Below are 25,716 nucleotides of genomic sequence, written 5' to 3' on the forward strand. Positions count from 1 at the left end.
GATCCCCGGACCATGGGGATCACCCCTGACCCGACCCTGACCCGCCCCCGAGTACGCGTAAGGCCCCGCCCCCGGAGGATGTCCGGGTGCGGGGCCTCGACGGCGTCGAAAGGATCAGAAGCGGCGCGTGATCAGCGCGCGCTTGACTTCCTGGATCGCCTTCGTGACCTCGATGCCACGCGGGCACGCGTCGGTGCAGTTGAAGGTCGTGCGGCAGCGCCACACGCCGTCCTTGTCGTTCAGGATCTCCAGCCGCTGCTCGCCGGCCTCGTCGCGCGAGTCGAAGATGAAGCGGTGGGCGTTGACGATCGCCGCCGGGCCGAAGTACTGGCCGTCGTTCCAGAACACCGGGCACGAGGACGTGCACGCGGCGCACAGGATGCACTTGGTGGTGTCGTCGAAGCGCTCGCGGTCCTCGGCGGACTGCAGGCGCTCACGCGTCGGCTCGTTGCCCTTGGTGACCAGGAACGGCATGACGTCGCGGTACGCCTGGAAGAAGGGCTCCATGTCGACCACGAGGTCCTTCATCACCGTGAGGCCCTTGATGGCCTCGACGGTGATCGGCTTCTCCGGGTTGATGTCCTTGATCAGCGTCTTGCAGGCGAGCCTGTTCTTGCCGTTGATCCGCATCGCGTCGGAGCCGCAGATGCCGTGCGCGCACGAGCGGCGGAAGGTCAGCGTGCCGTCGAGGTCCCACTTGATCTTGTGGAGACCGTCGAGCACGCGCTCCTTCGGGTCGATCTCGATCTGGAAGTCCTGCCACTCCGCCTCGGCCGAGACCTCGGGGTTGAAGCGGCGGATCCGGAAGGTGACCGTGATGTTGTGCGAGGCCGCGGCCTCGGCCTCGACCTTGTCCAGGGTGGGGGTGGCCATCAGTACTTACGCTCCATCGGCTGGTAGCGGGTGACGACGACGGGCTTGTAGTCCAGGCGCACGGAGTCCTGGCCGTCGGCGCCGACCTCGCGGTACGCCATGGTGTGGCGCATGAAGTTGACGTCGTCGCGGTTCGGGTAGTCCTCGCGGTAGTGACCACCGCGGGACTCCTTGCGCGCCAGCGCGGACACGGCCATGACCTCGGCCAGGTCGAGCAGGTTGCCCAGCTCGATGGCCTCCAGCAGGTCCGTGTTGAAGCGCTTGCCCTTGTCCTGGACGGACACGTTCTTGTAGCGCTCGCGCAGCTCCGCGATCTTCTCGACCGCGGTCTTGATGGTCTGCTCCGTACGGAACACCATCACGTTCGCGTCCATCGTCTCCTGGAGCTCCAGGCGCAGGTCCGCGACCCGCTCCTTGCCCGTGGAGTTGCGCAGCTGCTCGACCAGGTCGGCGACCTGCTGCGCCGGGTTCTCCGGCAGCTCGACGTAGTCGTTCTCGGCGGCGTACTTGGCCGCGGCGATGCCGGAGCGCTTGCCGAAGACGTTGATGTCGAGCAGCGAGTTGGTGCCCAGGCGGTTGGCGCCGTGCACCGACACGCACGCGACCTCGCCGGCCGCGTACAGGCCGGGGACGACGGTGGTGTTGTCCGACAGGACCTCACCCTCGACGTTGGTCGGGATGCCGCCCATGGCGTAGTGCGCGGTGGGCTGGATCGGGATCGGGTCCGTGTAGGGCTCGATGCCGAGGTAGGTGCGCGCGAACTCCGTGATGTCCGGGAGCTTCGCGTCGAGCTGCTCCGGCGGGAGGTGCGTCAGGTCCAGGTACACGTGGTCGCCGGCGGGGCCGCAGCCGCGGCCCTCGCGGATCTCCGTGTAGATGGAGCGCGAGACGACGTCACGGGACGCGAGGTCCTTCATGACCGGCGCGTACTTCTCCATGAAGCGCTCGCCGTCCTTGTTGCGGAGGATGCCGCCCTCACCGCGGGCGCCCTCCGTCAGCAGGATGCCCATGCGCCAGATGCCCGTCGGGTGGAACTGGAAGAACTCCATGTCCTCCAGCGGCAGGCCGCGGCGGTAGCAGGCCGCCTGGCCGTCACCCGTGAGGGTGTGCGCGTTGGAGGTCACCTTGAAGAACTTGCCGGTGCCGCCGGAGGCGTAGATGACGGCCTTGGCCTGGAACACGTGGATCTCGCCGGTGGCGAGCTCGTACGCGACCACACCGGCCGACTTCTTGACGCCGTCCTCCTCGACCAGGAGCTGGTCCAGGACGTAGAACTCGTTGAAGAACTCCACGCCCTCCTTGACGCAGTTCTGGTACAGCGTCTGGAGGATCATGTGGCCCGTGCGGTCCGCGGCGTAGCAGGACCGGCGGACCGGCGCCTCGCCGTGGTTGCGGGAGTGGCCGCCGAAGCGGCGCTGGTCGATGGTGCCGTCCGGGGTGCGGTTGAACGGCAGGCCCATCTTCTCCAGGTCGAGGACCGCGTCGATGGCCTCCTTCGCCAGGATCTCGGCGGCGTCCTGGTCGACCAGGTAGTCACCGCCCTTGACCGTGTCGAAGGTGTGCCACTCCCAGTTGTCGTCCTCCACGTTGGCCAGCGCGGCGGCCATGCCGCCCTGCGCGGCGCCCGTGTGGGAGCGGGTGGGGTAGAGCTTCGTCAGCACGGCGGTGCGGCTGCGCTTCGTCGCCTCGATGGCGGCGCGCATGCCCGCGCCACCGGCGCCGACGATGACGGTGTCGTACTTGTGGATCTTCATCTGTTTCGCCTCAGCCCCGTTGCCTAGCGGATGTTCGGGTCGAAGGTGAAGATCACCAGCGTGCCCAGAAGGATGGTGAACACCGTGGCGGTGTAGAGCAGGCCCTTCAGCCACAGCCGCGTGTTGGCGCGCTCCGCGTAGTCGTTGATGACGGTACGCAGGCCGTTGGAGCCGTGCAGCATGGCCAGCCACAGCATCAGCAGGTCCCAGACCTGCCAGAACGGGGACGCCCAGCGGCCGGCCACGAAGGCGAAGCCGATCTTGGAGACGCCGCCGTCCAGCACCAGCTGGATGACGAGGTGGCCGATGACGAGGACGACGAGCACGATGCCCGAGAGGCGCATGAAGAGCCACGCGGCCATCTCGAAGTTGCCGCGGGTCGAGCGCGGGGTCTTCCCCGTGCGCTTGCGCGGGGCCTCGATGTACGGCGCCGGGTTGTCGGTGTCGTAGAGGGAAACGCCCTCCACGTCACCGATCGCCTTGGCGGAAGAAGTGTCAGAAGACATGCGTGTCACTTCCCGAACAGTTCGAGGTAGGCGTGGCCGAGAACGGGGTACAGGGCCCCGCCCATCAGCAGGACCCAGATAGCCACGACCCACCAGAGCATCGTCTTCTGGTGACGCGGGCCCTTGGACCAGAAGTCCACGGCGATGACACGGAGACCGTTGAGCGCGTGGAACAGGATTGCGGCGACGAGGCCGTACTCCAGCAGCGCGACGATCGGAGTCTTGTAGGTAGCCACGACATCGTCGTACGCCTCGGGGGAGACGCGGACGAGAGCGGTGTCGAGGACGTGTACGAACAGGAAGAAGAAAATGAGGACGCCGGTGACTCGATGAGCCACCCAGGACCACATTCCTTCCCGGCCGCGGTACAACGTTCCAGCCGGCACGGAAAACCCTCCGGAAGCGGGGCGGGGGCCAGCCGGCTTCTTTGTCGGTCGGGCCCGGCCGGGTACGGTCCACCGGCCCCGGACATCGTAGCGACGCTTCGTCGGTTCCCTCGCCCGGGGTCCCCCGGTGTGATCAAACAGGCACGGACGGGCTATCCCACAGGGGCAAACAGCCCGAAATCGGCAGCAGACAGACCGTCGTCCGGGTCCCCGGGCCGCGCACCGGCGAGTCGCTCCAGCAGCCGGACCGCCCGGGAGCGGGCCACCAGGCGCAGTTCCTCGGCGGAGATCGAGCGCTCCTCGTCGATCTCGTGAGCCATCCTGCGGCGGATCGCGGCCAGCAGCTGGTCCACCTGCTCCTCCGGCGGGTGCCCGTCCAGGCAGATCACGAAGGCGTGCCCGAAGGTCCGCTCGTACTCCGCCCGCGCCGCGTCGAGCGCGAGGAGCGCGGCGTACGGGGCGCCCTGGCCCAGTTCCGCCGAGGACTCCCGGGCCAGCGCCTCGGAGAGGTCGCGCTGGGAGAGGTCGTACGAGGCCTCCTCGCAGGCCGCCAGCAGGGCGGCGGTGTCCGGGTAGGGGCGGTGGGCGGCCACCCGGTGGGCCCAGCGCCCGCTGCCGCAGCAGCGCAGCAGGACCGCGCGGGCGGTCTCGGGCGGCAGGGAGTTGAATCGCGCCAGTCCGGCGCCGGGGGCGGAGGCCGGACCGCGGACCTGTGCCGGAAGGTGGCTGGACAGCGGAGTACTCCTCGGGGCGGGGCGCGGGTGTACCGCCACGCTAGCGATCTCGGAGTGGCCGTGCCCTGCCCGAACGGGGATTTCACCCGGAAGTGAGCCGAAAGGATGAGGCCGGGGAGGTTTGACCCGACTGGAGAGGGGAGGACGACCGAGGCCGCCACCCCCCACAGGAGAGGCCCCGGTCGCCATCCGTCACGGACTCGTGCGACAAGCCCGTATTCATGTCAGCGTATGGAGTGCGTTTTCTGTCACACCCCGCTCCGCGCAGGGTTGGTTGCTGGTTGTACAACTCGTGGACGAGAGGTACGTGAAAGCCGTAACGTGCGGATTTGCGCCACACGTACAGGACGTTGAACGGGTTGGGGACTTTGCTGGGGGACGACGCGGAGCTGACCGCCGCGGTGCTCGCGGCACAGGACGGCGACGAGAGCGCGTTCCGGACTGTGTACCGCGCCGTGCACCCGCGCCTGCTCGGATACGTACGCACGCTCGTCGGCGACGCCGACGCCGAGGACGTGACCTCCGAGGCCTGGCTGCAGATCGCCCGCGACCTCGGCTCCTTCACCGGCGACGCCGACCGCTTCCGCGGCTGGGCCGCCCGCATCGCCCGCAACCGTGCCCTCGACCACATCCGCATGCGCGGCCGCCGTCCCGCCGTTGGCGGCGACGAGACCGAGCTGACCGGCCGGGCCGCGGACTCCGACACGTACGGCGAGGCCATGGAGGCCCTGTCCACCGGACGGACCATGAAGCTGATAGCCCAGCTGCCGCAGGACCAGGCCGAGGCCGTCGTCCTGCGCGTGGTCGTCGGCCTCGACGCCAAGAGCGCCGCCGAGACCCTCGGCAAGCGCCCCGGCGCGGTCCGCACGGCCGCGCACCGGGGACTGAAGAAGCTCGCGGAACTCCTCAGCGCGGAGTTCGGGCCCGCCGGTGCGGCGGGCGGGACGGAAAACGAAACGGAATCCGGCGCCCGGGTCGGCCATAATGCCGGGGACCAGGCGCGCGAGCGTGATCTCGACGCGGTGCCCGCGCAGCGCGGCCGGGCGGGGGACCTGGTGGAGCGAACCGGTGTGACGCATTCACGTTGGCGGACGCAGAAGGACATGTGATGGCCGACGAGCACAACGCGTGGCTGGACAGGGCCACGGCGGACGAGCTGCTGCGCGGAGGAACACCCGGCCCGGACGGATCCGGAGCCGACCCGCGCGCCCGGGCGGAGGCGGCCCGGATGCGCGCCGCCCTCGACGCCCTGACCCCCCGCTCAGCAGGGGGAGAACTGCCCGGTGAGGAAGCCGCCCTGGCCGCGTTCCGCGCGGCCCGCGCCGGGGCTCCCGCGCCCGCGGCGGCGGTGGCCCCCGCGGCGGCCGCCGCCCAGGCCGGACCCGGCGTGCCCGGGGCGGACCGCGAACCCGTGGTCGACCTGGCGCCGATACCCCCCGTACGGATACCCGCGCAGCGGCGTCCCGTCACGGCCGCGCGCTTCGGGCTGGCGGCCGCGCTGGCCTCGGTCGCCGTCGGCGGGATCGCCGCCGTCGCCGGCACCGGCCTGCTGGACCGCGCCGCGCACCTGACGGCGGGCCCCGCCCCGGCGGTCTCGGTCAGCGCCGACTCCGACCCGGCGCCCGCCGGGGACACCGCGGGCGCCACCCTCGTACCGCAGCTGCGCCCGACCCCGTCCCTGGGCGTCGACGGCTTCTCGCGCGGCCCGGACGCCACGGGGACCCCGGGCACGGGGACGCGTACGCTCCCCGACGTCGCGCCGAGCCTTTCGGTGCCGCCCGGCACGGCCGCCTCGGGCGGCGGGGCCGGTGGCGGCGGCGGTGGCGGAGCGGCGGGCACCGACGGCACCCGCGACTCGTTCGCCGGCGGCGGCGCCACCGCGGAGAGCGGGAAGAACCAGGGCATCGAGGCGGAGAAGCCGCGCCCCGAGGACCTGTGCCGGGACAACAAGGCGAAGAAGCTCGCCGACGACCGGCGCGAGTACCTCTCCAAGCTCGCCGGCGGGGCCGCGAAGGTCCAGCGCTTCTGCGCGACCCTGCTGGACGGGGCCACCAAGGGCACGGTCCCGCGCAGCGGCGCCGACCAGGGCAGCGCCCCGCTGCCGCTGCCGTCCATGACCCCGCTGACCAGCGGCGGGCTGGGTTTCCGAACGCGCTGAACCAGCCCGCTGAAACCTTTTTTCAGGCTTCGCGCACGGGGGCTGTAACACTTTTCGAACCGCTGACGCAGTACGTAACGAGCCGACTGGTCATCGGCCGCGCACGAGCCGGGGTTCCCCCCGTACCCCTGGGCTCGGCGCACCCGGCGCGGGCGGGGCACGTTCCCCCGGCCCTGCCCGCGCCCCCTCTCTTCTCCGGGATCACCAGTACCGGGATCACCAGTAGACGACGACCTTGTCGCCCACCTTCACCTGGTCGAACAGCTCCGACAGCTTCTTCTTGTCCCGGACGTTCACGCAGCCGTGCGAGGCGCCGTCGTAGCCGCGGGCCGCGAAGTCGGACGAGTAGTGCACCGCCTGGCCCTGGCTGAAGAACATCGAGTACGGCATCGACGTGTGGTAGATCGTCGACGTCCACTCCTTCGCCTTCCACTCCACCTGGAACAGGCCCTCGCGGGTCGGCGTGTTCTCCGAGCCGAAGCGCACGTCCATCGTGGAGACGACCTTGCCGTCGATCATCCAGGCCAGGGTGCGGCTCTCCTTGCTGATGCACATCACCCGGCCCTGCATGCAGCGCGGGTCCGGGGCGTCCACCTCGTTGGTGGTCGGCGGCCGCAGCTCGTCATCGGTCGGCTTCTTCGACAGGCCCAGCACCTTCTGCCAGGTGGCCTCGTCCACCGAACCGGTCGCGGGCAGCCCGTGCTGCGACTGGAAGGTCTTGACCGCGGCGGTGGTCTTCGAGCCGTAGAACGCGGTGGGCGCCGTCGACACCAGCTTGAGCTGGCGCAGCCGCGCCTGGAGCTCGCGGACCTGCTCGCTCTCGTCGCCGTTGGCCATGAGCGGCTTGGCCCCCGGGGCGGCCGACCCCGACGGGGCGGACGAGGGCGAGGCCGAGGGGGAGCCGGCCTTGTCGTCCTGCTTGGACGGGGAGGCCGAGGGGGAGCCGCCGGCCGGCGCGGAGGGGGCGGCCGGACCGGCACCCGCACCCTGCGGACCGCAGGCGGTCGCGGCGAACGCCACGGCGGCGGCGAGGCCGAGCGTACGGATGAATGCTTTCTGTCGGTGCATGGCGGTTCCCCCGAGTTCAATGTCGTGTATCTAGGTGATGCTTCAAGGGCGTGGACAGTTGCGGACGAACGCGCGATGTTGCCTCCTTGTGACCAGGCCGTCGCGGGCTCGGTGCGGTTGTACCAGCCCCGGGGGGCCCGTCGGCTCCACGGACACGGAGGCTCCACCCCATGGCCCGTCCCACGGCGCACACCGAGAGCGGGATCCCCGTCGAACCGGTCTACGGCCCCGACGACCTGACGGGCTGGGACCCGCGGGCCAGCCTCGGCAGTCCGGGCGAGTACCCCTACACCCGCGGGATCCACCCCACGATGTACACCGGACGGCCCTGGACCATGCGCCAGTACGCCGGCTTCGGCACCGCCGCCGAGTCCAACGCCCGCTACCGGGCGCTCATCGCGGGCGGCGGGACCGGCCTGTCCGTGGCCTTCGACCTGCCCACGCAGATGGGCCACGACTCCGACGCCCCGCTCGCGCACGGGGAGGTCGGCAAGGTCGGCGTCGCCGTCGACTCCGTCGAGGACATGCGGGTGCTCCTCGCCGGGATCCCCCTCGACCGGGTGTCCACCTCGATGACCATCAACGCCCCGGCCGCCCTGCTGCTCCTGATGTACCAGCTCGTCGCCGAGGAGCAGGGCATCACGGGCGGGCAGCTGACGGGCACCGTACAGAACGATGTTCTGAAGGAGTACATCGCGCGCGGCACGTACATCTTCCCGCCCGGCCCCTCCCTGCGGCTGACCGCCGACACCTTCCGCTACTGCCGCGAGCAGATCCCCCGGTGGAACACCATCTCCGTCTCCGGCTACCACATGGCCGAAGCCGGAGCCTCGCCCGTGCAGGAGATCGCCTTCACCCTCGCCGACGCCATCGCCTACGTCCGCACCGCGCTCGCCGCCGGGATGGCCGTCGACGAGTTCGCGCCCCGCCTCTCCTTCTTCTTCGTCGCCCGGACCACCCTGCTGGAGGAGGTGGCCAAGTTCCGGGCCGCCCGCCGCATCTGGGCCCGCGTGATGCGCGAGGAGTTCGGGGCCCGTAACCCCAGGTCGCTGATGCTGCGCTTCCACACCCAGACGGCCGGGGTGCAGCTGACGGCGCAGCAGCCCGAGCTGAACCTCGTACGCGTGGGCGTGCAGGCGCTGGCCGCCGTACTGGGCGGCACCCAGTCGCTGCACACCAACTCCTTCGACGAGGCCATCGCGCTGCCCACGGAGAAGGCGGCCCGCCTCGCGCTGCGCACCCAGCAGGTGCTGGCGTACGAGACGGACGTGCCGCTGACCGTCGACCCCTTCGCCGGGTCCTACGCGGTGGAGCGGATGACGGACGAGGTGGAGGCGGCCGCGCTCGCGCTGATGCGGCGGATCGAGGACATGGGCGGGGCGGTCGCCGCGATCGAGGCCGGGTTCCAGAAGGAGGAGATCGAGGCCAGCGCCTACCGGATCGCCCGCGAGCAGGAGAGCGGGGAGCGGATCGTGGTCGGCGTCAACCGGTTCGCGCTGGAGCGGGAGGAGCCGTACGAGCCGCTGCGGGTCGACCCGGCGATCGAGGCCCGCCAGTGCGCCGCGCTGGCCCGGCTGCGGGCGGAGCGGGACGCCGGCGCCGTCTCGGCGGCGCTCGCGGCGCTGCGGGCGGCGGCGGACGGGACGCGGGAGAACGTCCTGCCGCCGATGAAGGAGGCCCTGCGGGCGCGGGCCACGGTGGGGGAGGTGTGCGGGGTGCTGCGGGAGGCCTGGGGCAGTTACGAACCGTCCCGTTCCACGCACTGAAATGGACTGGCGCGACAGGTGTGTCCTCGTGGGACACTCCTGCTCATGCTGGGTGTGACAGACCTTCCTACGTACCTCGCCGCCGTCGTGCTGATCGTGCTGCTGCCGGGGCCCAATTCGCTCTACGTGCTCTCCGTCGCCTCACGGCGCGGGATCAGGGAGGGCTACAAGGCCGCCTGCGGGGTGTTCACCGGGGACACCGTGCTCATGGTGCTCGCGGCGGTCGGCGCGGGCGCGCTGCTCCAGGCCAGCCCGGTGCTGTTCACCGTGGTCAAGGTGCTCGGCGCCGGCTACCTCGGCTGGCTGGCCGTGGGCATGATGCGGGCCGCCTGGGGCATGTGGCGCACCCGCCGGGACCGGCAGGAGGAGCTCCTGACCGGGGAGGAGCCGGCCGGCGCGGCCGAGCACCCCTACCGGCGGGCGCTGCTGGTCAGTCTGCTCAACCCGAAGGCCATCCTCTTCCTGCTGTCCTTCTTCGTGCAGTTCGTCGACCCCGGGTACGCCTACCCGGCGCTGTCGTTCCTGCTGCTCGGCACGGTCTCGCAGCTGGTCAGCTTCCTCTACCTGTCCACGCTGATATTCGCCGGCACCCGCCTGTCCGCCGCCTTCCGCCGCCGCAAGCGGCTGTCGGCCGGCGCGACCTCGGCGGCCGGCGTGATCTTCCTCGGCTTCGCCGCGAAGCTCGCCGTCAGCTGATCCCGCCCAGCCGTCCGCCCAGCTTCCTGCGCAGCCGGTGCACCGTCCGCCGGACGGCCGGGCTCCGCGGCAGGAACGACAGCTGCGCCGGGATCCCGCCCGGCAGCCCCAGCGTGGTCAGCCGGCGGCGGCCGAAGTAGCGCCGGCTGTGCGGGGTCAGGTGCCGGGCGAGGTGGGCCTCCGCCTCCGCCCGGCGCCCGGCCAGCACCTTGGGCTGCATCGTGAACCCCACCGCCGCGACCAGCCCGGCCAGGTCCGCCGGCGGGTCCTGCGCCGGCCCGTGCAGGTCCGGGACCAGCGCGTCCACCAGCGTCAGCGGGATCCGGTTGCTGTTCTGGTACGGGGCCAGGCGCGCCAGCAGCGCCCCCGTCCCGGTACGCGCCACCGGGATCCCGTACAGCGCCCGCGCCGTCAGCAGCCCGGTCGAGAAGCAGCCCGCCACCAGGGCCGGGCGCAGCCGCTGGTACAGGATCTCGGCAGGCAGCGGCGCGTCCAGCACCGTCAGCCGCGCCCCGAGCCGCTCGGCCTCGGCCCGCGCCCGCCGCCAGTACGCCGCCGGGGCGCTCGGATGCGGCTTGAACACCAGCTCCCGGTGGCCCCACTCGAAGGCGCCGCGCACCATGTCGGCGTGCAGCTCCTCCTCCTCGTCGGGGGACATCAGCTCCAGCGCCGACAGGTACTGGCCCAGCAGCAGCGCCGGCGGCTCCTCCTCGCGGGGCTCGTAGCCGGTGTCCGAGGCCTCGGGCAGGTCCGCGAGCTCCGCCAGGACCTTCAGCAGCGCGGGCGCCGGGACCACCTCCCCCCGCACCCCGAACTCCGTCAGCAGCAGCGGCTCCAGCCCCGGGACCAGGTCCGGGTGCAGGACCCGGCGCACCCGCATGCCGATCTGCGGGTCGAGCCGGAAGCGGGTGGGCCCGTACGACATCAGCCCGTCGGCGTACACGTCGACGGCCGCCCCCGGGAACAGCCGGCACAGGCTCTGCGCGGGCGGCACCTGGAGGGACTCCACGACCAGTTCGACCCGGTCCCCGCCCAGCCCCCACAGCGCGCGCAGCTGCCGCTCCCACATCGGCACGTCCTCCGGGCGCGGGGCCCAGCCGCTCGGGTGCTGCGGGGCGATCACCGCGTTCCAGTCGAGCACCTCGTCGAAGCGGGTGCGCAGCGCGCCGAACCCGGGCATCGCGTCGAGCCCGGGGGTGATCTCGGGGGTGAGCGAGTGGTTGCTGGTCAGCAGGATCCGCCGGCCGGCCGGCGGGAAGGCGCCCGAGTCGAGGGCGGCGGCGAGGGTGGCCGTCCCGTAGAGGGTGGAGGCGAGGAAGATCTGGGTGACGCGGGTGACGTTCACGAGGCCGCCCCCGCCGCGTGCGCCCCCGCGGCCCGCCGCCGGCGGCGCAGGCCCCGCAGCAGGGCGGAGCGTTCGGCGTCCATCGAGGCGATGACCCGGTCCAGTACCGGCGCGGGCATGCGGCCGAGGGCGGCCGCGCTCATGAAACGGAGTTTTTTCGCCACGGCCGGTTCGTACCTCTCGCTGGAACCGATGTGATGCGCGATGATCGCGCAATATGTTCGAACGGCCTTGGGGATCAACAGTTCGTATTCCCGGTCGGTCGCCACGTCCGCGAGGACCTGGTCGAATGCGCGAATGAAATCGAGTTGGCGTTCGTCGCCGATCTGCGTCAACGACGTGGAAACGCCCCGCCGGTAGAACACCCCCGGCAGTCCCACCGCGGCGAAGGAGGCGGCCTCCCGGTGCAGCCGCCAGATCCACGGCCGGTCCTCCGCCGTCCGCAGCCCGTCGGCGAAGTGCAGCAGCCCCCGGTCCAGCAGCCGCCGGTGGTACATCCCCGCCCAGGCGTACGGATAGTCCACCGCCGTGGCCCGCGAGGCCGGCAGGATCCCGCCCCGCGGATCGCCCACCACCATCTCCGGCCCGTACGGCACCCGCTGCACGGCCCGGGACCGGCCCGTCACCTGGACGTGGTCGGTCCGTACGAAATCGCAGCCCAGCGCCTCGATGGCGGCCAGGGTGCGGGCCAGGTGGCCCGGCGCCAGCCAGTCGTCACCGTCCAGGAAGGCGATGTACTCCCCGCGCGCCGCGTCCAGCCCCGTGTTGCGGGCCGTGGCCAGCCCGCCGTTGCGGTCCCGTCTGAGGTGCACCGCCCCCGGCACCCCGCCGGCCGCCGCGCGCTCCAGCAGCTCGGGAGTCCCGTCCGTGGAACGGTCGTCGACCAGCAGGAACTCGAAATCCCCGCGGGCGTTCAGTTCGAGACTCTTCAGGGCGTCCGGCGCGTATGTCTGCACGTTGAAGAACGGCACGACAACAGAGAGCTTGAGCACCCGCGAGACAATAGGACGCACCCCGGCATTCACCGTGGCCCGGACGCGGATTCCACGTGAACGAAACGGGGCGGGCGCGTTAACCCGGCCGCTTTCGCATTTCGTCGACGGGTTGTTAACCCGCCGTTGCGCACTCGTTGGGCCGGACACCGGAAATGCGGAATAACTTCTGCCGGGTGCCAGTGCCATTCAGAAGCAGTCCGGCCGGTCCACGTATCGCCGTACTCGCCGACTCCGACACACGCTGGAAATGGGGCGCCCTCACCGCCCGCCGCCTCGCCCCCGGAGACCACCGCGTCACCGGCTACCTGCTGCGCGGCCGGGCCACCCCCACCGCCCGCCAGCTCGGCGAGGCGGGCGTCGCGGCGGACGCCGCGCCGGCGGAGGTGACCTGCGCCGAGTTCCTCGCGGAGCTCGCGGGCGGACGCGAACGCCACGACGTGGTCGTGCTGGCCCTCGTCGGCGGCGCCGTCCAGGCCGTACTGCACGGGGCCCGCGCCCTGTGGCCGGAGCCCGCGGCCCGGCCGGTGTTCGTCACCGGATACGTCGGCGTCGTCTACGAGAAGCTCGCCGACGGACTGCTGCTGCGGCACGGCGCCGACCTGGTCCTCGCCAACTCCCGCCACGACGCCGCCCGCTTCCGCGCCGTGTACGAGGGGGCGGGCGCCGACCCGGCCGCCGTCACCGAGACCGCCCTCCCCTTCCTGGACGGGGCGCCGTACGAACCCGCCGGGAGCCGCACCCACCGGGTGGTCTTCGCGGTGCAGCCCTCCGTACCGGAGGGCCGCGCCGACCGCGCCTACCTGCTGGGCCGCGCCGCAGGCCACGCACGGCTGCACCCCGACCGGGAGGTGCTGGTCAAACTCCGCAGCCGGCCGGGGGAGCACACCACCCACCTGGAGGAGCACCCCTACCAGCGCCTCGCCGAGCGCCTCCCCGGCGGCCTCCCGCCCAACTGCCGGCTGGTCTACGGGCACATGGGCGAGGTGCTGGACACCACCGACCTGCTGGTCACGGTCTCCTCCACGGCCGCCCTGGAGTCGATGCACCGGGGCATCCCGACGGCCGTCCTGACCGACCTCGGCATCCGCGAGGCCCTGGGCAACCAGCACTTCCTCGGCTCGGGCTGCCTCACCTCGTGGGACGAACTGGACGCCGGGCTGCTGCCGAAGGCCGACCCCGCCTGGACGTCCGCCCACGGCGTCCCGGCCCCCGGCCGGCCCGCCGCCCGGGCGGAGGCCGTGCCGGAACCCGCTGTCCGGGCGGACGCCGCGCCGGACCACGACGTCCGGGTCTGCCTCAGCCGGGCGGACGCTGCGCCGGGGTTGGCCGTGCCGGAACCCGCCGGCCGGGCGGAGGCCGTGCCGGACCCGGGCGCCGGGGGCCCCGCCGACCCGTACGCCACCGCGCGGCAGCGCCTCGGCGGCCTGCTCGCGGCCGACCGGCTGCCGCCCGTGGACCCGTACTACACGCTCCGCACCGCCCCCGGGTACCTGCCCGGGATCCTGGCCCGCCAGCACCTCGCCCCCGACGGGACCCCGCTCCCCGGCGCCGTCCGGCCGGGCGGGTCCGCCGCCCGCCGCTGGCTGCGGGCGCACCTGCGCGAAGCCGCCCGGGGGGCCTACCGGCACGGGGTCCAGCGCGTGGCCCCGGTCATCCGCCGGCTGGGCGAGCTGTGAGCCCCCGGGTGCCCGCCGGCGGAACCCCCCGCCGGGTCCTGGCCGTGATCCCGGCGCGCGGCGGGTCCAAGGGGGTGCCGGGGAAGAACACCGCTCCCGTCGGCGGGGTCCCGCTCGTCGCCCGTGCCGTGCGGGCCTGCCGCGACGCGCCCACCGTCACCGACGTGGTGGTCTCCACCGACTCCGGCTCCGTGGCCGCCGCCGCCCGCGCCGCCGGGGCCCACGTGATCTCCCGGCCCGCCGCGCTCTCCGGGGACACCGCGAGCAGCGAGGCCGCCGTACTGCACGCCCTGGACGCCTTCGAGGAACTCAACTCCCTCACCGTGGACGTGGTCCTCCTGGTCCAGTGCACCAGCCCCTTCCTCACCGCCCGGGACGTCGAGTCCGTCGCCGCCGCCGTGGCCTCCGGCGACGCCGACTCCGCCCTGACCGCCGCCCCCTTCCACGGTTTCCTCTGGCGCTGCGCCGCCGACGGCACCGGCACCGGCGTCAACCACGAGGCCTCGTACCGCCCCCGCCGCCAGGACCGCCCCGAGGAACTGCTGGAGACCGGCGCGGCCTACGCCATGACCGCCGCCGGCTTCCGCGCCGCCCGGCACCGCTTCTTCGGCCGCACCCTGCCCGTCCCCGCCGACCCGGCGCGGGTCCTGGAGGTCGACGACCCCCACGACCTCGCCCGGGCGCGCCTCCTCGCGCCCCTGTTCGACACCCCGCAAGACACCCCGCAGAACACCCCGCAGAGCACTCCGCACGACACCCCACGCACCGAGCGAAGGACACCACCCGCCATGACGGTCGCCACCACCGAACCCCGCCTCCGCACCTTCGGCCCCCGCGTCGCCGGCCCCGGCCGCCCCGTCTACGTCGTCGGCGAGATCGGCATCAACCACAACGGCGACCTCGGCACCGCCTTCGCCCTGATCGACGCCGCCGTCGAAGCCGGATGCGACGCCGTCAAGTTCCAGAAGCGCACCCCCGAGATCTGCACCCCCCGCGACCAGTGGGACGTCGAACGCGACACCCCCTGGGGCCGGATGACCTACATCGACTACCGCCACCGCGTCGAGTTCGGCGAGGCCGACTACCTCGCCATCGACGAGCACTGCGCCAAGCGCGGCATCGCCTGGTTCGCCTCCCCCTGGGACACCGAGGCCGTCGCCTTCCTGGAGAAGTTCGACCCGCCCGCCCACAAGGTGGCCTCCGCCTGCCTCACCGACGACGAACTCCTGCGCGCCCTGCGCGCCACCGGCCGCACCGTCGTCCTCTCCACCGGCATGTCCACCCCCCGGCAGATCCGGCACGCCGTCGAGGTGCTCGGCAGCGACAGCATCCTGCTCTGCCACGCCACCTCCACCTACCCGGCCAAGGCCGAGGAGCTCAACCTGCGCGTCATCAACACGCTCCAGGAGGAGTACCCCAACGTCCCGATCGGCTACTCCGGCCACGAGACCGGCCTGCAGACCACCCTCGCCGCCGTCGCCCTCGGCGCCGCCTTCGTCGAACGGCACATCACCCTCGACCGCGCCATGTGGGGCTCCGACCAGGCCGCCTCCGTCGAACCGGGCGGCCTGGCCCGCCTGGTCCGCGACATCCGCACCATCGAGACCGCCCTCGGCGACGGCGTCAAGCGCGTCTACCCCTCCGAACTCGGCCCCATGAAGAAGCTCCGCCGCGTCCAGACCCCCCTCCCCGCCCCGGCCGCGATCTGACCCGTCCGGCCCCACCCCTTCCCCTCCCCCCGAGCGGAGTACGCGGTGAACCCTTCCGCCCCCACCCTGGCCCTCGTGGAGAGCCCGGTCCAGCTCCTCAACGTGCTGGAGTGGGCACACACCCGGTGGGGGCGCGAGCCCCTGCTGACCGCCGTCCCGGCCCAGCCCGGCCCGCTCGCCGGGCGCCGCCGCCCCGACCCGCGCACCGTCGCCGACCGGCTGCGGATCGTCGTCCTGCCGCCCACCGACCCCCTGTCCCGCGGCCAGCTGCGCCGCATCGCCGGGATCGCCCGCGACGAGGGGTACGCCGTCCACTGGCAGGAGGCCCGAGGCGGCTCCGGCGCCCCCCTGCGGGCCGCGGCCGCACTCGGCCCGGCCGTGCGCCGCGCCGAGCGGATCGTGGTCGGCGACCCCTTCTCCCGGTTCGTCCAGCTGCTGCTGGCCCCGTCCAGGGCCGCCGAGCTGGTCATCGTCGACGACGGCACCGCCACCATGGAGTTCGTCGCACAGCTGGGCCGCGGCGAGCGGCTGCGCCGCTGGCACCGCACCGGCGGCGGACCCCTGTCCCGCGCGCGGGAACTCGCGTACGCACCGGTCTCCGGCGCGGCCCGGCGCCGGCTGCGGCCGGGGGAGGGGCGCCGCGTCGAGCTGTTCACCTCGATGCCCGTCACCCCGCTGCCCGGGACCGCACTGCGGGTCAACGACTTCGCCTGGACCCGCGCCCGCTTCGGCCCGCCCCGCCTCACCAAGGGCACCGACCTCGTCGGCACCTCCCTCGTGGAGACCGGCGTCGTCGACCCGGCCCGCTACCTGGAGGCCGTGTGCGCCCTGACCCGGGAGCACGGCGTCACCCGCTACTTCGCGCACCGCCGCGAGACGACGGAGAAGCTGCGCGCGCTGCGCGCGGCCGCCGGGCTGGAGATCGTACGGCCCGACCTGCCACTGGAACTGATCGCGCGTCGGGGACCGGTGGGACGTACGATCGTCAGCTTTCCGTCCACGGTCGTCCACACGCTGCCGTACGCGCTCACCGGCACTGGCGTGACCGTGGCCGTATGCGGTATCGACCCCGCCTGGCTGGCCCCCGGAGCCTCGCCCAGGGCCGGCGGCTTCCTCGCGGGCGTCACCGACACCGCCCGTGATGTGCGCAGACTCCCCGCACGGAGCGCCCCCGCGGCCGGATGAGCGCGCGAGTTTACCCCCGGCCGCAACCGGTCATGCGTCCAGAGGCCGCTTTTCTTTCCCCTAAGGGCATGAACTTTTGGTGATCTCCGGACAGTTGACCCATCCGTGGGCCTACCCTTCAACGGGTGAACCAGTTGATGTCCCGCGAGCCCCAGACCGCCCTGCCCGGCAAGCCTGTCCGGCCCGAGCTGCCCGGCAAGCTGCCGGACCGGCTCCGTGCCGAACTGATCGCCTTCCGCCGGGACTTGCACATGCACCCCGAGCTAGGACACCAGGAGTTCCGTACCACCGCGGCGATCAAGGCCCGGCTGGAGAAGGCCGGCCTGCGACCACGCGTCCTGAAGTCCGGCACCGGGCTCATCTGTGACGTCGGCACCTGGGACGGGGGACGGCCGATGCTGGCCCTGCGCGCGGACATCGACGCCCTGCCCATTCCGGACGCCAAGACCCACGTCTCGTACCGCTCCACCTACCCGGACCGCGCCCACGCCTGCGGCCACGACGTCCACACCACCGTCGTCCTCGGCGCCGGCCTGGTCCTCGCCGAGCTCGACCGGCAGGGCCTGCTGCCCCGGCCGGTGCGGCTGCTGTTCCAGCCGGCCGAGGAGGTGCTGCCGGGCGGCGCGACCGAGGCCATCGAGTCCGGGGTGCTGGACGGCGTCGGCAAGATCATCGCGGTGCACTGCGACCCGCGGGTCGACGCGGGCATGATCGGCCTGCGGCCCGGCCCCATCACCTCGGCCTGCGACCGCCTGGAGGTCACCCTCGACGGCCCCGGCGGCCACACCGCCCGCCCGCACCTCACCACCGACATGGTGACGGCCGCCGCGCGGATCGCCATCGACGTGCCGGCGCTGCTGGCCCGCCGGATGGACGCCCGCTCCGGCATGTCCGTCACCTGGGGCCGGATCGAGTCCGGACACGCCTGCAACGTCGTCCCGATGCACGCCGAGCTCTCCGGCACGGTCCGCTGCCTCGACCTGAACGCCTGGTACGAGGCCCCCGACATGATCCACGCGGCGATCGACGAGGTCGCCACGATGCACGGGGCCAAGTTCGAGATCAACCACGTGCGCGGCGTGCCGCCGGTCGTCAACGACCCGGTCGTCACCGAGCTGCTCCGGGAGGCCATGGGAGCCCGGCGCGGCCCCGAGTCGGTGGAGGACACCGAGCAGAGCCTCGGCGGGGAGGACTTCTCCTGGTACCTGGAGCACGTCCCCGGCGCCATGGCCCGCCTCGGCGTCCGCCGCCCGGGCGACACGGCCAAGCGGGACCTGCACCGCGGCGATTTCGACGTCGACGAGTCCTCGATCGGCTACGGCGTCGAGTTCTTCACGGCCGCCGCACTGCTCGACGGCCGCCGCAACAGCCCCGTCACGTCAAAGATCGGGTAAAGCTCCATACAACACCGGCAGGTCTCCTGTCGGCGGCGTCCAGCCCTTGGTACACAAGGGCTGGACGCCTGTCCCGTTACCGATCGGTCACTGTCCGGTTCGCGACGATCCGATAACGACTCATGAACGGGCCTTTAACTGACATCTACGCGCGTTACGATCGCCGCGAAACCAGCGCCGGTCGTGGCGCTTCGGTCAGGTTTTGAAGGAGCCTCCCCTTGCGCCGGATCACCAGGATCGCCACCGTGGGCATCGCGTCCGCGGCGCTGGCCCTCTCGGCCACCGCCTGTGGCGGAAAGAAGTCCTCGGACAGCCCCTCCTCCGACGGCAGCGCGTCGTCCTCGGCCGCGGGCGCGGCCATCGCGTACGACATCGGCGGCCGTGGCGACCAGTCGTTCAACGACGCCGCCTACGCGGGCCTGGAGAAGGCCACCAAGGACCTGAAGATCAAGCCCGCCGAGGCGGAGCCGACCGAGGGCGAGAGCGAGGCCGACAAGGTCCAGCGCCTCACCGAGCTGGCGCGCAAGGGCAACAACCCGGTCATCGGCGTCGGCTTCGCCTACGCGCCGGCCATCAAGAAGGTCGCGGCGAAGTTCCCGAAGACCACCTTCGGCATCATCGACGACACCTCGGTGACCGACAAGAACATCGCCAACCTGGTCTTCAACGAGGAGCAGGGCTCCTACCTGGCCGGCGTCGCCGCCGCCAAGGCGTCGAAGAGCGGCACGGTCGGCTTCATCGGCGGTGTCGAGGTTCCGCTGATCAAGAAGTTCGAGGCGGGCTTCACCCAGGGCGTCAAGGACACCAACCCCAACGCCAAGGTACTGACCAAGTACCTCTCCCAGCCGCCGGACTTCGGTGGCTTCGCCAAGCCCGACCTGGGCAAGGCCGCTGCCAAGGGCCAGCTCGACGGTGGCGCCGACGTGATCTACGCCGCCGCCGGCCTCGCCGGCTCGGGCGCCATCGAGGCCGCCGCGACCTCCGGCAAGTGGGCCATCGGTGTCGACTCCGACCAGTACAACCAGGCCGGTCTGTCGAAGTACAAGGACAAGATCCTGACCTCGGTCACCAAGGACGTGTCCGACGCGGTCTACAACCTGATCAAGTCGGTCAAGGACGGCTCGCCGCAGTCCGGCGAGGTCCGCTACGGCCTGGACAAGGACGGCGTCGGCCTGGCCGACTCCAACCCCGAGTACAAGAACATGGCCGACCTGATCGCCGCGGTGGACAAGGCGAAGGCCGACATCATCGCGAAGAAGATCACCGTCAAGACCACGCCGTAACGGCCCTGTCTGACGATCAGTCGCGGTCTCCGGGGTCCGGAAGCGGTCTCTACCGCTCCGGACCCCGCACCGCGTCTTCGCCCCCCTAGTCCGTGACCACTTGTGGCCAGTTGGCCGCAAGTTTTCACTTCCGACAGTGCTACGCGCGTAGAGGCATCGTGGACGCGATACCTTCTCTCCCCGCCCTGTCCTCCTGCCGAGCCACTTGGCTTTCCAGCTCCTTCCGCGCCAAGGAGAGTGCGTCATCAACGCGTCCAGCCCCCCTCTCGCCGTAGAACTGCACGGCATCACCAAGCGTTTCCCCGGCGTCGTCGCCAACAAGGACATCGCCATCTCCGTCCGCAAGGGCACGGTCCACGCCCTCATCGGCGAGAACGGTGCCGGCAAGTCGACCCTGATGAAGATCCTCTACGGCATGCAGAAGCCGGACGAGGGCACCATCGCCATCGACGGGGAGCAGGTCTCCTTCAACAACCCCGGTGAGGCCATCGCCCGCGGCATCGGCATGGTGCACCAGCACTTCATGCTCGCCGACAACCTCACCGTCCTGGAGAACGTCGTCCTCGGCGGCGAGAAGCTCTACGGCATCGGCTCCAAGGCCCGCAAGAAGATCAAGGAGATCTCGGACGCGTACGGCCTCGGCGTGCGCCCCGACGCCCTGATCGAGGACCTCGGTGTCGCCGACCGCCAGCGCGTGGAGATCCTCAAGGTCCTCTACCGCGGCGCCAAGACCCTCATCCTCGACGAGCCGACCGCCGTGCTCGTGCCGCAGGAAGTGGACGCGCTCTTCGACAACCTGCGCGAGCTCAAGGCCGAGGGCCTCACGGTCATCTTCATCTCGCACAAGCTGGGCGAGATCCTGAAGGTCGCCGACGACATCACCGTCATCCGCCGCGGCACCACGGTCGGCACCGCCGACCCGAAGACCGCGACGACCAAGCAGCTCGCCGAGCTGATGGTCGGCAGCGAGCTGCCCTCGCCGGAGACCCGCGAGTCCACGGTCACCACGACCCCCATGCTGAAGGTCGACGGCCTGACCGTCGCCGACGCGGGCGCCGTCGTCACCCCCGAGACCGCCGCCAGCGCCCTCGGCGACTCCGACACCGACCTGCGCGAGCCCGCCGTCGCCGGCCGCCTGCTGCTCGACGGGATCACCTTCACGATCCACAAGGGCGAGGTCCTCGGCATCGCCGGTGTCGAGGGCAACGGCCAGACGGAGCTGATCGAGGCCCTGATGGGCATGATCAGCCCCGACGCGGGCGCCATCACCCTCGACGGCGCCGACATCACCAAGATGCCGGTGCGCAAGCGCCGCGAGGGCGGCATCGGCTACATCCCCGAGGACCGCCACCGCCACGGCCTGCTGCTGGAGTCCCCGCTCTGGGAGAACCGCATCCTCGGCCACGTCACCGAGGCGCCCAACTCCAAGGGCGGCATCCTCGACCCGAAGGCCGCCCGCAAGGACACCGAGCGGATCGTGCGCGAGTACGACGTCCGCACGCCCGGCATCGACGTCACCGCGGCCTCGCTCTCCGGCGGCAACCAGCAGAAGCTGATCGTCGGCCGCGAGATGAGCCACAACCCCAAGTTCCTCATCGCCGCCCACCCCACGCGCGGTGTGGACGTCGGCGCGCAGGCGCAGATCTGGGACGCGATCCGCGAGGCCCGCCGCGAGGGCCTCGCCGTGCTCCTGATCTCCGCCGACCTGGACGAGCTGATCGGCCTGTCCGACACGCTCCGCGTCATCTACCGCGGCCGCCTGGTCGCGGACGCCGACCCGGCGACGATCACCCCCGAGGAGCTCGGCACCGCCATGACCGGCGCCGCCACCGGGCACCTGGAAGCCACTGACGACCACTCCGCCGACGCCGCCGGCGACACGACGGAGGACGAGGCCCGATGAAGAAATTCGACAAGGACCGGCTGCTTCTCGGCTTCGCCGGACCCGCGCTGGCACTGGTCAGCGCCTTCGTACTGAGCATGATCGTGCTGGCCGCGTCGGGCGTCGACCCGATCGAGCCGCTGCGCATCATGATCGAGCAGTCCGGCTACGAGGACGTGCAGGTCCTCATCGTGAACCAGGCCGGCACGTACTACCTGGCAGCCCTGGCCGTCGCCATCGGCTTCCGGATGAACCTCTTCAACATCGGCGTCGACGGCCAGTACCGCCTCGCCGCGATGGTCAGCGCCCTGGTCGGCGCGGCGGTCACGCTGCCCGGCCCGCTGCACATCCTGGTGATCGTGCTCGTCGCCATGCTCGTCGGCGCCTTCTGGTCCGGCATCGCGGGCATCCTCAAGGCCAAGCGCGGCGTGAGCGAGGTCGTCTCGACGATCATGCTCAACGCCATCGCGACCTCGCTGATCGCCTGGCTGATCCTGCCCAAGAACCTCGGCGTGCAGCCCGTCGGCTCCAACGACCTGACCACCGGCGACATCCCGGAGTCGGGCTGGTTCCCGGGCGTCGAGCTCAGTGACGGCATGGAGATCTACGGCTTCACCTTCATCGCCTTCGCGCTGGGCATCGTCTACTGGTTCGTGCTCAACCGCACCCGGTTCGGCTTTGACCTGCGCGCCACCGGCGCCAGCGAGTCCGCCGCCCAGGCCTCCGGCGTGGACGCCAAGAAGATGATCATGACCTCGATGCTCATCTCGGGCGCCGTCGCCGGTCTGGTCAGCATGCCGCTGCTGCTGGGCGAGTCCCACACGTACAACCTGTCCTTCCCGGCGGGCATCGGCTTCACCGGCATCACCATCGCGCTGCTCGGCCGCAACAACCCGGTCGGCATCTTCTTCGCCGCGCTGCTGATCGCCTTCATCGACAAGTCGTCCGCGGGCCTCGACACGGCCGGCTACGCCAAGGAAATCGGCACGATCATGAAGGGCCTCATCGTGGTCGCCGTGGTCGTCAGCTACGAGCTCGTCCGCCGCTACGGCATCCGCCGCCAGCAGCAGAAGGTCGGCGAGGAGCTGGCCGCCGGCCACGCCATCAAGACCGAGAAGGAGGTCGCGGCGTGAGCGCCAGCACCGTTTCCACGACGAAAGCCGCGCCCAAGCCGGGCGGCCGCCGCAAGCTCACCCTGCCCTGGATCCTGCTGATCATCGCGGGCGGTCTCGCGCTGGTCTCGCTGGTCCGGGTCATCTCCGGCGCCAACGACCTGACCTCCGTCGGCCAGGTCTCCGGCGCCCTCCAGCTCGCCGTGCCGATCGGCCTCGCGGGCCTCGGCGGCCTCTGGGCCGAGCGGGCCGGCGTGGTCAACATCGGCCTCGAAGGCATGATGATCCTCGGCACCTGGTTCGGCGCCTGGGCCGGCTACCAGTGGGGCCCCTGGACCGGCGTCCTGATGGGCATCGTCGGCGGCGCCATCGGCGGCCTGCTGCACGCGATCATCACGGTCACCTTCAACGTCAACCACATCGTCTCCGGTGTGGCGGTCACCATCCTGGCGACGGGCTTCACCCAGTACCTGTCGAACTTCACCTTCGACAAGGCCGAGGGCGGCTCCTCCAAGCAGTCCCCGCGCATCGAGCCCATCACCGAGATCACCATCCCGGGACTCTCCAGCGGACTGGAAAGCCTCCAGGCCAAGCACTGGTTCCTCGTCTCGGACATCGCCGGCGTCCTCGGCGGCCTGGTCACCCACCTGTCGCTGCTGACGATCGTCGCCGTGCTGCTGATCCCCGCCACCTGGTGGGTGCTCTGGCGCACCGCCTTCGGCCTGCGCCTGCGCTCCTGCGGTGAGAACCCGGTCGCGGCGGAGTCCCTCGGCGTCAACGTCTACAAGTACAAGTACATCGCCGTGATCGTCTCCGGCGGCCTGGCCGGCCTCGGCGGCGCGTTCCTCGCGATCGTCTCCACCGGCATCTACCAGGAGGGCCAGACCGGCGGCCGCGGCTACATCGGTCTCGCCGCGATGATCTTCGGTAACTGGATGCCGGGCGGCATGGCGCTCGGCGCGGGCCTCTTCGGCTTCACCGACAGCCTCAAGCTGCGCGGCGGCGCCGAGAACGTCCACGCCATGCTGCTGCTGATCGCCATCCTCCTGGTGATCGCCGTCGGCTGGCAGCTGTACAAGAAGAAGTACCTCCAGGCCGGCATCGCCGCCGTCTGCGCCGCCGGGCTCTTCGCCTGGTACGCGGCCACCGACCAGGTGCCCAGCCAGTTCGTGGACGCCGCCCCGTACGTCACCACCCTGCTCGTGCTCGCACTGTCGGCGCAGCGCCTGCGGATGCCGAAGGCGGACGGCATGCCGTACCGCAAGGGCCAGGGCAAGTGACCCCGGCCCCGGCGGTGGACTGGGAAGCCCTGCGGACGGCCGCCCGGGACGCGATGACCCGGGCGTACGCCCCCTACTCGGGCTTCCCGGTCGGGGTCGCCGCCCTGGTCGACGACGGCCGGACCGTCACCGGCTGCAACGTCGAGAACGCGAGCTACGGACTCGGCCTGTGCGCCGAGTGCGGCCTGGTCTCCTCCCTCCAGGCCACCGGCGGCGGCCGGCTCACGCACTTCACGTGCGTGGACGGCAAGGGCGAGATCCTCGTCCCCTGCGGGCGCTGCCGCCAGCTGCTCTACGAGTTCGGCGGCCCGGAGCTCCTGGTGGAGACGCCGGACGGGATCCTGCCGCTGAGCGCGATGCTGCCGCAGGCCTTCGGGCCCGACCACCTGAGATAGCCGTACGACGGCCCTCCACCCCTGCCGGGCGGAGGGCCGTCGCCGCTCCTCCCTCCCTCATCTCTATGCGCGTAGAAGGAAGTCACCTCATGGACGTCATCTCCGTCATCCGGACCAAGCGGGACCGCGGTGAGCTGAGCCCCGAGCAGATCGACTGGGTCATCGACGCCTACACCCGCGGCATCGTCGCCGACGAGCAGATGTCGGCGCTCGCCATGGCCATCCTGCTCAACGGCATGAACCGTACCGAGATCGCCCGCTGGACCGCCGCGATGATCGCCTCCGGCGAGCGGATGAACTTCGACTCCCTCTCCCGCCCCACCGCCGACAAGCACTCCACCGGCGGCGTCGGAGACAAGATCACCCTCCCGCTCGCCCCGCTCGTCGCCGCCTGCGGCGCGGCCGTCCCGCAGCTGTCCGGCCGCGGCCTCGGCCACACCGGCGGCACCCTCGACAAGCTGGAGTCCATCCCCGGCTGGCGGGCCCTGCTCTCCAACGAGGAGATGCTCAACGTCCTCGACACCACCGGCGCGGTCATCTGCGCGGCGGGCGACGGCCTGGCCCCGGCCGACAAGAAGCTCTACGCCCTGCGCGACGTCACCGGCACCGTCGAGGCCATCCCGCTGATCGCCTCCTCGATCATGTCCAAGAAGATCGCCGAGGGCACCGGCTCCCTCGTCCTCGACGTGAAGGTCGGCTCCGGCGCCTTCATGAAGAACATCGAGGACGCCCGCGAGCTGGCCTCCACCATGGTGGCCCTGGGCACCGACAGCGGCGTCAAGACGATCGCCCTGCTCACCGACATGTCCACCCCGCTCGGCCTGACCGCGGGCAACGCCCTCGAAGTCCGCGAGTCCGTCGAGGTCCTCGCCGGCGGCGGCCCGGCCGACGTGGTCGAGCTGACCATCGCCCTCGCGCAGGAGATGCTGACGGCCGCGGGCATCAAGGACGCCGACCCGGCGAAGGCCCTCGCCGACGGCTCCGCGATGGACGTGTGGCGCCGGATGATCTCCGCCCAGGGCGGCGACCCGGACGCGGCCCTGCCGGTCGCCCGCGAGCAGCACGTCGTCACCGCCTCCGCCTCGGGCGTCCTGACCCGCCTCGACGCGTACGCGGTCGGCGTCGGCGCCTGGCGCCTGGGCGCGGGCCGCGCCCGCAAGGAGGACCCGGTCCAGGCGGGCGCGGGCATCGAGCTGCACGCGAAGCCGGGCGACACGGTCACGGCCGGCCAGCCGCTGATGACCCTGCACACGGACACCCCGGAGAAGTTCGAGTACGCCCTCGCCTCCCTGGAGGGCTCGCACGACATCGCCCCGGCGGGCACGGAGTTCTCGGCGAACCCGATCGTCCTGGACCGCATCGCCTGACCCCTGGCCACGCGGTGCGGGGCCGGCCCCTCCCCGCCCTTCACCCGTTCTCGCCTCAAACGCCGGCGGGGGGCGTTGTAGCCCCGACGGGGTTTGAGGGGGGGGGGTCTGGGGGGGGAGAACCCAAGGGGTCCTGGGGGCCACCCCGGGGA

At 71.8% G+C, this 25,716-nt stretch carries 22 protein-coding genes and 1 pseudogene; 15 read left to right on the forward strand and 8 right to left on the reverse strand.

The window, feature by feature from the left end; genetic code table 11:
- Positions 1 to 114 precede the first annotated feature (114 nt).
- The 5 genes from AC07A6_RS28440 to AC07A6_RS28460 form a co-directional block, all read right to left on the reverse strand.
- Complete coding sequence (locus AC07A6_RS28440; protein WP_125818876.1) at positions 115 to 873, reverse strand: succinate dehydrogenase iron-sulfur subunit; 759 nt, start codon at positions 871 to 873, stop codon at positions 115 to 117.
- Positions 873 to 2,627, reverse strand: a complete 1,755-nt coding sequence (sdhA, locus tag AC07A6_RS28445) for a succinate dehydrogenase flavoprotein subunit (protein WP_362468929.1) — start codon at positions 2,625 to 2,627, stop codon at positions 873 to 875. Before sdhA ends, AC07A6_RS28440 begins: the two co-directional genes overlap by 1 nt.
- Positions 2,628 to 2,650: 23 nt before the next feature.
- Entirely contained in the window at positions 2,651 to 3,133 is a 483-nt protein-coding gene (locus tag AC07A6_RS28450; RefSeq protein WP_007266037.1) for a succinate dehydrogenase hydrophobic membrane anchor subunit, read from the reverse strand.
- A 5-nt stretch (positions 3,134 to 3,138) separates the two neighbouring features.
- The gene (sdhC, locus tag AC07A6_RS28455; protein WP_478779051.1) at positions 3,139 to 3,519 is read right to left on the reverse strand and encodes a succinate dehydrogenase, cytochrome b556 subunit; all 381 of its coding nucleotides are present in this window, start codon (positions 3,517 to 3,519) and stop codon (positions 3,139 to 3,141) included.
- 152 nt (positions 3,520 to 3,671) lie between these two features.
- A complete protein-coding gene (locus tag AC07A6_RS28460) occupies positions 3,672 to 4,292 on the reverse strand; it encodes a 2-oxo-4-hydroxy-4-carboxy-5-ureidoimidazoline decarboxylase (RefSeq protein ID WP_478779052.1) in 621 nt (206 codons plus the stop codon).
- Positions 4,293 to 4,621: 329 nt separating this feature from the next.
- Here AC07A6_RS28460 and AC07A6_RS28465 point away from each other — a divergent pair, with 329 nt between their 5' ends.
- Both AC07A6_RS28465 and AC07A6_RS28470 read left to right on the forward strand, forming a co-directional pair.
- Positions 4,622 to 5,362: an RNA polymerase sigma factor gene (locus tag AC07A6_RS28465; RefSeq protein ID WP_478779063.1), complete on the forward strand. Its 741-nt coding sequence runs from the start codon at positions 4,622 to 4,624 to the stop codon at positions 5,360 to 5,362.
- Positions 5,362 to 6,411, forward strand: a complete 1,050-nt coding sequence (locus tag AC07A6_RS28470) for a hypothetical protein (RefSeq protein WP_478779053.1) — start codon at positions 5,362 to 5,364, stop codon at positions 6,409 to 6,411. The genes AC07A6_RS28465 and AC07A6_RS28470 overlap by 1 nt, the downstream gene beginning before the upstream one ends.
- A 216-nt stretch (positions 6,412 to 6,627) precedes the next feature.
- On the opposite strand, the gene AC07A6_RS28475 is transcribed toward AC07A6_RS28470, so the two are convergent.
- Entirely contained in the window at positions 6,628 to 7,479 is an 852-nt protein-coding gene (locus AC07A6_RS28475; RefSeq protein ID WP_478779054.1) for a L,D-transpeptidase family protein, read from the reverse strand.
- A gap of 170 nt (positions 7,480 to 7,649) precedes the next feature.
- Here AC07A6_RS28475 and AC07A6_RS28480 point away from each other — a divergent pair, with 170 nt between their 5' ends.
- Together AC07A6_RS28480 and leuE are read left to right on the forward strand one after the other, a co-directional pair.
- A complete protein-coding gene (locus AC07A6_RS28480) occupies positions 7,650 to 9,245 on the forward strand; it encodes an acyl-CoA mutase large subunit family protein (protein WP_478779055.1) in 1,596 nt (531 codons plus the stop codon).
- A gap of 45 nt (positions 9,246 to 9,290) precedes the next feature.
- Positions 9,291 to 9,941, forward strand: a complete 651-nt coding sequence (gene leuE / locus AC07A6_RS28485) for a leucine efflux protein LeuE (protein WP_478779056.1) — start codon at positions 9,291 to 9,293, stop codon at positions 9,939 to 9,941.
- Here leuE and AC07A6_RS28490 read toward each other — a convergent pair.
- Positions 9,934 to 11,286, reverse strand: a complete 1,353-nt coding sequence (locus AC07A6_RS28490; RefSeq protein WP_478779057.1) for a polysialyltransferase family glycosyltransferase — start codon at positions 11,284 to 11,286, stop codon at positions 9,934 to 9,936. The genes leuE and AC07A6_RS28490 overlap by 8 nt on opposite strands.
- On the reverse strand, positions 11,283 to 12,278 hold the full coding sequence (locus AC07A6_RS28495) for a glycosyltransferase family 2 protein (protein WP_362468915.1): 996 nt from the start codon (positions 12,276 to 12,278) through the stop codon (positions 11,283 to 11,285). Before AC07A6_RS28495 ends, AC07A6_RS28490 begins: the two co-directional genes overlap by 4 nt.
- A 155-nt stretch (positions 12,279 to 12,433) precedes the next feature.
- Between AC07A6_RS28495 and AC07A6_RS28500 the strand changes: the two genes are divergently transcribed.
- The 11 genes and pseudogenes from AC07A6_RS28500 (at position 12,434) to AC07A6_RS28550 (ending at position 25,564) form a co-directional block, all read left to right on the forward strand.
- Positions 12,434 to 13,957 (forward strand): DUF6716 putative glycosyltransferase, encoded by a 1,524-nt coding sequence (locus AC07A6_RS28500; protein WP_478779058.1) that lies wholly within the window; start codon positions 12,434 to 12,436, stop codon positions 13,955 to 13,957.
- Between the two features lie 44 nt (positions 13,958 to 14,001).
- Positions 14,002 to 14,364: pseudogene (locus tag AC07A6_RS28505) on the forward strand (acylneuraminate cytidylyltransferase family protein); the annotation flags it as partial.
- Positions 14,365 to 14,745: 381 nt separating this feature from the next.
- Positions 14,746 to 15,666, forward strand: coding sequence for an N-acetylneuraminate synthase family protein (locus AC07A6_RS28510; RefSeq protein WP_362468955.1), 921 nt, complete (start codon positions 14,746 to 14,748; stop codon positions 15,664 to 15,666).
- Positions 15,667 to 15,711: 45 nt separating this feature from the next.
- Entirely contained in the window at positions 15,712 to 16,851 is a 1,140-nt protein-coding gene (locus AC07A6_RS28515) for a hypothetical protein (RefSeq protein ID WP_478779059.1), read from the forward strand.
- A 137-nt stretch (positions 16,852 to 16,988) separates the two neighbouring features.
- Positions 16,989 to 18,245, forward strand: a complete 1,257-nt coding sequence (locus tag AC07A6_RS28520; RefSeq protein WP_362468953.1) for an amidohydrolase — start codon at positions 16,989 to 16,991, stop codon at positions 18,243 to 18,245.
- Positions 18,246 to 18,463: 218 nt separating this feature from the next.
- Positions 18,464 to 19,528 (forward strand): BMP family lipoprotein, encoded by a 1,065-nt coding sequence (locus tag AC07A6_RS28525; protein ID WP_362468911.1) that lies wholly within the window; start codon positions 18,464 to 18,466, stop codon positions 19,526 to 19,528.
- Positions 19,529 to 19,772: 244 nt separating this feature from the next.
- Positions 19,773 to 21,431: an ABC transporter ATP-binding protein gene (locus tag AC07A6_RS28530; protein WP_362468951.1), complete on the forward strand. Its 1,659-nt coding sequence runs from the start codon at positions 19,773 to 19,775 to the stop codon at positions 21,429 to 21,431.
- Positions 21,428 to 22,543 carry an ABC transporter permease gene (locus tag AC07A6_RS28535; protein WP_362468909.1) on the forward strand — a complete coding sequence of 372 codons (1,116 nt, stop codon included), beginning with the start codon at positions 21,428 to 21,430 and terminating at the stop codon, positions 22,541 to 22,543. Before AC07A6_RS28530 ends, AC07A6_RS28535 begins: the two co-directional genes overlap by 4 nt.
- Positions 22,540 to 23,802, forward strand: a complete 1,263-nt coding sequence (locus tag AC07A6_RS28540) for an ABC transporter permease (RefSeq protein ID WP_362468907.1) — start codon at positions 22,540 to 22,542, stop codon at positions 23,800 to 23,802. Before AC07A6_RS28535 ends, AC07A6_RS28540 begins: the two co-directional genes overlap by 4 nt.
- Entirely contained in the window at positions 23,799 to 24,197 is a 399-nt protein-coding gene (locus AC07A6_RS28545) for a cytidine deaminase (RefSeq protein ID WP_362468905.1), read from the forward strand. The genes AC07A6_RS28540 and AC07A6_RS28545 overlap by 4 nt, the downstream gene beginning before the upstream one ends.
- A gap of 89 nt (positions 24,198 to 24,286) precedes the next feature.
- Positions 24,287 to 25,564: a thymidine phosphorylase gene (locus AC07A6_RS28550; protein ID WP_478779060.1), complete on the forward strand. Its 1,278-nt coding sequence runs from the start codon at positions 24,287 to 24,289 to the stop codon at positions 25,562 to 25,564.
- Positions 25,565 to 25,716 lie beyond the last annotated feature (152 nt).

This window comes from Streptomyces sp. NPDC044002 (assembly GCF_056434525.1).